This window comes from Streptomyces sp. NPDC004658 (assembly GCF_040609555.1).
Taxonomy (GTDB): Bacteria; Actinomycetota; Actinomycetes; order Streptomycetales; family Streptomycetaceae; genus Streptomyces.
This window is the reverse complement of the sequence record NZ_JBEXKG010000247.1, coordinates 1-7,830: the sequence shown is the minus strand read 5'-3', so window position 1 is coordinate 7,830 and position 7,830 is coordinate 1. Positions and strand designations below refer to the sequence as shown.

Annotated in this window: 7 protein-coding genes; 2 read left to right on the top strand and 5 right to left on the bottom strand. The window is 73.2% G+C overall.

Annotated features, from left to right (window positions below; translation table 11 throughout):
* Positions 1-105 precede the first annotated feature (105 nt).
* A complete protein-coding gene (locus ABZV94_RS38725) occupies positions 106-750 on the top strand; it encodes a TMEM175 family protein (protein ID WP_356349275.1) in 645 nt (214 codons plus the stop codon).
* Positions 751-765: 15 nt separating this feature from the next.
* Here ABZV94_RS38725 and ABZV94_RS38720 read toward each other — a convergent pair whose 3' ends face one another.
* The 3 genes from ABZV94_RS38720 to mdlC form a co-directional block, all read right to left on the bottom strand.
* The gene (locus ABZV94_RS38720; protein ID WP_356349272.1) at positions 766-2,025 is read right to left on the bottom strand and encodes an aromatic acid/H+ symport family MFS transporter; all 1,260 of its coding nucleotides are present in this window, start codon (positions 2,023-2,025) and stop codon (positions 766-768) included.
* A gap of 86 nt (positions 2,026-2,111) precedes the next feature.
* Positions 2,112-3,566 (bottom strand): benzaldehyde dehydrogenase, encoded by a 1,455-nt coding sequence (locus tag ABZV94_RS38715; protein ID WP_356349269.1) that lies wholly within the window; start codon positions 3,564-3,566, stop codon positions 2,112-2,114.
* Positions 3,567-3,618: 52 nt separating this feature from the next.
* A complete protein-coding gene (gene mdlC, locus ABZV94_RS38710; protein WP_356349267.1) occupies positions 3,619-5,199 on the bottom strand; it encodes a benzoylformate decarboxylase in 1,581 nt (526 codons plus the stop codon).
* Between the two features lie 95 nt (positions 5,200-5,294).
* Between mdlC and ABZV94_RS38705 the strand changes: the two genes are divergently transcribed.
* Positions 5,295-6,224 carry a LysR family transcriptional regulator gene (locus tag ABZV94_RS38705; protein ID WP_356349265.1) on the top strand — a complete coding sequence of 310 codons (930 nt, stop codon included), beginning with the start codon at positions 5,295-5,297 and terminating at the stop codon, positions 6,222-6,224.
* A 70-nt stretch (positions 6,225-6,294) separates the two neighbouring features.
* Here the strand turns inward: ABZV94_RS38705 and ABZV94_RS38700 are convergent, their stop codons facing one another.
* Positions 6,295-7,536: a cytochrome P450 gene (locus ABZV94_RS38700; protein WP_356349263.1), complete on the bottom strand. Its 1,242-nt coding sequence runs from the start codon at positions 7,534-7,536 to the stop codon at positions 6,295-6,297.
* Positions 7,533-7,830: amidohydrolase family protein (locus ABZV94_RS38695; protein ID WP_356349261.1), on the bottom strand; the 298-nt coding region annotated here is incomplete at its 5' end. The genes ABZV94_RS38700 and ABZV94_RS38695, both read right to left, overlap by 4 nt.

Below are 7,830 nucleotides of genomic sequence, written 5' to 3'. Positions count from 1 at the left end.
GACGGCCCGTCCGGCGACGGTCATCCCGTGCCGGGTTCGCGAGGGGGGTGGCGTGCGGCGTGACCCCCGCCCGTCCCCCTGCGCACAAGTACGACAGGAGCCTGCGTGTCCCGCACCCGCCTGCGCGGTTTCTCCCGGTCCGACACCACCCGCGCGGAGGCCTTCAGCGACGGCGTGCTGGCCATCGCCGTCACGCTGCTCGCCCTCGGGCTCGCCGATCCACCGCACCGGCCGGGCGGCCTCGGCCACGCGCTGCTGGCGCAGTGGCCCGCCTACCTCGGCTACCTGGCCTCCTTCGGATACGTGTCGGTGATCTGGCTGAACCACCACCAGGCCTTCGTACGGGTCCGTGCGATGGACCGGGGGCTGCACGCCGCGAATCTGCTGCTCCTGTTCAGCACGGCGGCGCTGTCGTTCCCCACCGCGGTGGTCGCGGACGCGCTCCAGGCCGACCCGGCCGGTTCCGACGCCCGGGTCGCCGTCGCCGTCTACGCCGGTCTGGCGGCGGCGATGTGCCTGAGCTGGGTGGCCTTCTACCACCAACTGGCCCGTCACCCGGAGCTGTTGGCTCCGGACGTGGAGAGCACCTACGTACGGCACGGCCGCCTGCGCTCCTGGGTGGGAGCCCTGGCGTACGGCGCCGCCGGGCTCCTCGGCGTCCTCGTCGCGCCGCTGGTGGCGGTCGCCGTCTTCGTCCTGCTTCCGGTGTTCTACTTCCTCACCAGCGAGGGGCTGCCCGAGGGGCGGTGACCGGACGCGGCCGTCTCAGGCGGTGGGCTCCGCGGCGGGCTCCCGCGGCGGGCGGGCCGGCAGGGTGAGGACGGCCAGGAAGGCGAGGACGGCCACCGTGGCGAAGAAGTAGAAGCCCCACGGGTGGCCGATCCCGGCGGAGACCAGGGCACCGGTGATCGACGGGCCGACGATGGAGCCGATGCGGCCGATGCCGGACGCGGAGCCGAGCGCGGTGCCGCGGACGGAGGCCGGGTAGAAGTGCGTGACGTAGGCGTAGACGAGCACCTGCGCCGAGAAGACGAACACGCCGGTGAGGAAGACGACGGTGTCGAGCAGCAGGTCGCTGTCCATCTTGACGCTGAGACAGGCCAGCATGCCCACGGAGACCGCGAACCAGCCCAGCGTGGTGAGCTTGATGCCGCGCCGGTCGGCCACGAAACCGCCCAGCACCAGGCCGGCCACACCGCCGGCGTTCAGTATCAGGAGCTGGGTGACGGCCGTGGGGACGGGGTATCCGGCGTCGTTCATGAGCTTGGGCAGCCAGGTGTTGAGGCCGTACACCAGCAACAGGCCCATGAAGGAGGCGACCCAGATCCCGATGCCGGCACGGAGGTAGGACGGCTGGAGCAGTTCGGTGAACGGAACGCGCTCGGCGCCGGGCGCCTCCTTGGCGCGGACGAACGCCTCCGACTCCGGGAGACGGAACCACTGGACGACCGCGACGGCCAGCCCGGCCACGCCCAGGACGTAGAAGAGGACCTGCCAGTCGTCGGTCACCCGCAGCGCCAGGAGCGAGGTGATCACGGCGCCGGTGTGGTAGCCGGTCATGGTCAGTGTGCTGGCCCGCGCCCGCCGGTCCGACGGCATGTGCTCGGCCATCATCGTCAGCGACACGGGCATGCAGGCGCCGAGCCCCAGACCGGCCAGGAGACGGAGGCCGGCGAACACGGCGACCGAGCCGGCGAGCGGCACCAGCAGGGTGAAGACCGAGAACAGCACCACCGAACCGATGAGCAGCAGGCGTCGGCCCAGCCGGTCGGCCAGCGGACCGACCAGCACCGCGCCGATGGCGACGCCGACGAGGGACAGCGTGGCGACGGTGGTCGCGTCGCCCGCTGTCATGCCGAGGTGACGCGTCTTGAGCAGGGTCGGGATGATGGCGCCGAGGACGACGAGGTCGTAGCCCTCCAGCAGGACGGTGATCCAGCACAGGACCACCGTCCAGCGGTTGCGTCCGGCGGTGCCGGTCCCAGCGGTGGTGCCGGACGCGTCGGACGAGGCGATGGATGCCATGGCGATGTTCCCCCTGTGAGCGGCTGCGGGAGATGGAGAGGGGCGGAGTGCTGAGCGGTGCTGCTGCCGGCGGTGCCGAACCGCGGCTAGAACGGGTACGCGGCGATGTCCGGGCGCACGGTGAGCCACTGGGTCTCGGTGAACGCCTCGACGTTGGCGGCCGGCCCGCCGAACCGGGAGCCGGTGCCCGACGCCTTGACCCCGCCGAAGGGCGCGTTGGGCTCGTCGCTGACGGTCTGTTCGTTGATGTGGATCTTGCCGGAGTCGATCCGGTCGGCGAGCTTCATCGCCGTACCGACGTCACCGAGGATGCCGACGGACAGCCCGTACTCGCAGTCGTTCACGAGCCGCGCCGCCTCCTCCAGCGTGGAGAAGCCGATGACGGGTGCGACCGGTCCGAAGATCTCCTCGCGCCACGCCGGCATGTCGGTGGTCAGGCCGGTCAGGACGGTGGCGCGGTACCCGGCGCCCACGATCTCGCCGCCCGCGGCCAGCGTCGCGCCCGCCGCGACGCTCTCGGTGACGATGCCGTGCACCCGCTCCAGCTGCCGCCGGTCGATGATCGGGCCGAGCGCCACGTCCTCCCGGGCCGGGTCGCCGACCGGCAGCGCCCGGGCCTTCGCCGCGAGCGCGGCGCTGTACTCGTCCAGCAGGGACTCGTGCACGATGTGCCGGCCGGTCGTCATGCAGATCTGCCCCTGGTGCAGGTAAGAGCCGAACGCACCGGCCGAGGCCGCCTTGTCCGCGTCGGCTCCGGGCAGCACCACCAGGGCGTTGTTCCCGCCGAGTTCGAGGTGGGCGCGCTTGAGCAGGCGGCCGGCCCGCTCGCCGATCGCCCGTCCGACCGGCGTGGACCCCGTGAACGAGACGACCCGTACCTCGGGGGCCTCGACGACCGCCTGGCCGACCGCGCCGTCACCGGGGAGCAGGTGGAGCACACCGGGAGGCAGCCCGGCCTCCTCGAAGACCCGGGCGATGACGACACCGCCGCTCACCGCCGTCCGCGGATCCGGCTTCAGCAGCACGGAGTTGCCCAGCGCGAGGGCGGGAGCCACCGAGCGCAGCCCCAGGATCAGCGGGAAGTTGAACGGCGCGATCACGCTCACCACCCCGGCCGGGCGGCGGCGGGCGAACGACCAGCGAGGGTCCTCGGACGTCAGCACCTCACCCTGCGGATACGTCGGCAGCGCCGCGCACTCGAAGCACTCGCCCCGCGCCAGGTCCACCTCGAAGCCCGCCTTGGCCCGGACGGAGCCCGCCTCCCGCACCAGCCAGTCCTCGATCTCGGCGGCGTGCTCGGTGAACAGTTCGCCCGCGCGGCGCAGGACGGCCGCCCGTGCCTGCGGAGGGGTGGCCGCCCAGGCCCGCTGCGCCTCGGCGGCCCGGGCCGCGGCACGGCCCACCTCCTCGGCCGTGGCGAGGCCCACGGTGCCGAGCCGGTCCCCGGTCGCCGGCTCGACGACCGGCTGCTCGCGGGGGGCGTCCTTCCAGCCGTCGCCGAAAAGCTTCTTGCTCCAGACGTCGCTGTCCAGGAGTGTCATCGGATTCCCTTCATGAGACCGCCGTACGGCGGGGCCAGGGGGCGGAACGTGTTCAGGAGGGCGTGGTGAGCGCCGTGTCGACCTGCACGAGCCGGGGGCCGTCCGGCCGTTCGGCCAGGACCGCCCGCAACTCCTCCACGCCGTCGGCGTGCACGGCGGGCACCCCGTAGCCCTCCGCGATACGGGTGAAGTCCAGGCCCGGGATGTCCAGCCCCGGCGCGTCCGGCACCCCGAGGAGGCCGCCGAACCAGCGCAACGCGCCGTACGTCCCGTTGCGCAGCAGCACCACGGTGAGCGGAACGCGGTGCTGCGCGGCCGTCCACAGCGCGGTGACGCCGTAGTTGGCCGAGCCGTCCCCGATCACCCCCACGACCGGCCGGCCGGGCTGGGCCATGGCCACCCCGACCGCGCCGGGCAGCCCGAACCCCAGACCGCCGGCCGCCGGGAAGTAGTAGGAGCCCGGCCGGCGCAGATCCATCTGACGCCACCACGAGGAGTTGGTCGAGGTCGACTCCACCACGTACGCGGTGTCGGCGGGCAGCGTGTCCCGCAGGGCCGCGAAGACCTCCTCGGGGTGCAGGCGCGGCCCCTCCGCGGAACGGGGAGCCGGCACGGGCCGGTAGCCGTCCCGAGGCGCCTCGGAGGCGTCGAGCGCCTTCGCCAGCAGCTCGATCACCGCCCCGGGATCGGCGACCAGGGCCTCGCCCACCGGCGCCCGCGCGGCGGCGGACGCGTCCTCCGTCACCTGGATCAGCCGGGTCCCCGCCGGCAGGTAACGGCCGGGCAGGTGTTCGTGGTAGCGGAAGACGGGGGCGCCGAGCACCAGTACCAGATCGTGGCCCTCGAAAGCCTGGCGGATCGGCTCGATGCCGGCGGGGAGCACACCGCGGAACAGCGGGTGGCGGTTGGGGAAGGGCAGCCGGAAGAGCGAGGGCGCCGCCCACACCGGGCCGCCGAGCCGCTCGGCCAGACGGACCGCGTCGTCGAAGCGTCCGGCCGCGTCGATGTCACCGCCCAGGACGAGCGCGGGCCGCCGGGCCCCGGCCACCGCCTCGGCCAGGCGGTGCCCCTGCTCCGCCGCGGGCACACCCGCGCGCTCGACCCGCCGGTCCAGCACGGCCGACGCGTTCTCGTCCGCGTCGGCCGCCCAGTCGTCGTAGGGCACCGAGAGGTAGGACGGCCGGCGCTGCAACCGCGCCTCGAAGACGGCCTGGGCGAGCGCGCGCGGCACATCCTGGGCGCACGCCGGTTCGGCGGCCCAGCCGACGAGCGGCCTCATCAGCGCCGGGGCGTCGACGTTGGCGAGGTTGGCCTCCGGCCCGATGGCAGGCCGCACCTGCTGCCCGGCCACGACGACCAGGGGCGTGCGCGAGGCCACGGCGTTCGTCAGCGCCCCCATCGCGTTGCCGGAGCCGGAGGCGGCGTGCAGATTGACCAGCACGGGCCGGCCCGTCGCCTGGGCGTAGCCGTCGGCCATGCCCACGACGGCACCCTCGTGCAGGCCCAGGACGTACCGGAACCCGTCGGGGAGGCCGGTGAGGAAGGGCAGCTCGTTCGAACCGGGGTTGCCGAAGACGGTGGTCAGCCCCTGGCGCTCCAGGAACTCATGGGCGATGCGGCGCACGGACGGCACGGGCGTTCCTCTCCGAGGTGACGCAGCACACGCTAGGGAGCGCGCGACCCGGCCACCAATAGATGTTGGCGCGCCGCGATATAGACTCCATCGATATGAGCAGCTTCGATCTCAACCTCGCCCGGGTCTTCGTGCTGCTCTACGAGACGGGCAGCGTCACGGCCACCGCCGAGACCCTCCACGTCACCCAGCCCACCGTCAGCTACAGCCTGGCCAAACTCCGCCGGCACTTCGACGACGACCTCTTCCGCCGCACCGGCCGCGGCCTGACCCCGACCGCCGGCGCCCGCCGCCTCTACGAGCCGCTGCAACGCGCCCTGGCCGACATCGACGGGGCGATCCGCCAGGGCGACGACTTCGACCCCGCCACCATGGCGGGCCGCTTCACCCTCGCCCTGTCCGACCTCGGCGAGGTGACCCTGCTGCCCCGCCTCGTCGCGGCGGCCCGCACCCGCGCGCCCCGGGTGTCCTTCACCGTCCGCGCCCTGGACGTCGACGACGCCGAGGGCCAGCTGCGCCGCGGCGAACTCGACGCCTTCGTCGCCACCCCCGTCCTGACCTCCCACCGCACCGTGCGCATCCCGCTGTTCCACGAGCGCTACGTCGGCATGGTCGCCGCCGACCACCCGCGCATCCGGGGCGCGTCCGTCACCCTCGCCGAGCTGGCGGCCGAGCACCACGCCACGGTGTACGGCCCCAGCGGCCATGTCGTCCCCCGGTCCGTGCTCGCCACCCACGGCCTCCTGGACCGCGCGGCCGTGGACGCCACCCGCTTCTCGATGCTGCCGTACCTGCTGGAGCGGACGGACCTGATCGCGATCGTCCCGGAGTACGTCGGGGAGGTCTTCACCGCCTCCCACCGCCTGCGCCTGGTGCGCCTGCCGTTCGAGACGGAGCCGATCGAGGTCGCGCTCTACGCCCGGCACGAGGCCTCCCGCAGCCCCTCGCAGCGCTGGCTCGTCCAGTTCATGGCCGACGTCCTGGGGGAACGGGTCAGCCCGGCCCAACTGCCGCCCAGCGCCTAGGCGATCGGGTTACGCCACCGCCCGGCCGGTCACGCCCGCCGGGCGGCGCACTGCCGCGTACCGCTGCCGCTCAGCCGGCGGGATCGAGGACGACCGGCAGCTCGGCCAGGCCCCGGAAGGCCGGGAACGGGACCTCCAGCCACCGCGGTGCACCGGCGGGATCGGCCAGAGCCATCCGGGGGAACCGGTCGAACAGACGGGTGAGGGCCAGCTGCGTCTCCAGCCGGGCCAGCGGGGCCCCCAGACAGTAGTGGCTGCCGTGCCCGAAGCCGAGATGGGCGTCCTGCGCGTTGCCCGGCCGCCGCACGTCCAGCTCGTCGGGCGCGTCGAACTTCAGCGGGTCGCGGTTGGCCGAGCTGAGCGCGATCTGCACCAGGGCGCCCTTGGGGATCAGCGTCCCGCCGTACTCCACGTCCTCGGTCGCGTAGCGGAACGTCGCGCTCTCGACGGAGCCGTCGTAGCGCACCAGTTCCTCGACCGCCGCACGGATCAGCTGCGGGTCCTCCCGCAGGGCGCGCAGCTGGGCGGGGTGGGACAGCAGGTGGTGGACGGCGTTGCCGATGAGGTACGCGGTCGTCTTGTGGCCCGCGAACATCAGCAGGAACGCCGTGGAGACCAACTCGCTCTCCGTCAGCCCGCCGTCGTTGTCGCGGGCCGCGATGAGCGCGCTGAGCAGATCGTCACCCGGACGCTGCCGCTTGGCGGTGATGAGGTCCGTGAAGCAGGCGTGCAGGTCCTCCTCCGCCTTCTGCTGGGCCCGCTTGGCCTCCTCACCGAAACCGGTCTGCGCCACCGTGGTGGACAGGTGCTGCATCCGCGCCCGGTCCTCGGGCGGCACACCCAGCAGATCGCAGATCACGATGATCGGCAGCGGGAACGCGAACGCCGGCAGCAGGTCGAAGGGCTCCCGGGCCGGGCACGCGTCCAGCAGGTCCTGGACGATCTCCTCGATCCGCGGCCGCAGCGCCTCCACGCGCCGTGGGGTGAACGCCGAGTTGACCAGCCGGCGCAGCCGCGTGTGCTTCGGCGCGTCGGAGTTGAGCATGTTGTCGTCCAGCGCGACGGACGAGTCCCCGAAGATCCTCCGGTAGGCGTCCATGGCCCCGTACATGTCCTTGCTCAGCCGCGGGTCCGACAGGGCGGCCCGCGCGTCGTCGTACCGGGTGATCAGGTAGGTCTCGTTGCCGTGCGGCGGTCTCATGGGGCAGACGGGCGCCGCGGTGCGGAGATGGGCGTAGACCGCGTGCGGATCGCGCCGGAACTCCGGGGTGCACCGCTCGGCCGCGGCGACGGCCTCTTGCGTGGTGGTCACGGACGACTCCTGAGGTCGAAGAGGTTCTGGGCGTTGCCGCCGAGGATGAGCCGCTGGGACGCCTCGTCGACCGGCAACTTCTCGATCATGTGGATGAAGTCCTCCAGCGGCGCGGCCATCGGCGGCGAATCGGTGCCGAACAACATCCGCTCGGGGCCCAGCACTTCGGCGTTCAGGCTCAGGTGCGCGGGGCTGAACGGGCTGGTGTCGACGTACATGCGCCGCAGGGCGGCGGCCGGGTCGCCGGAGGGCCGCATGGTGCCGTCCGCCGGCTCGCCGGCCGCCCGGTCCGCG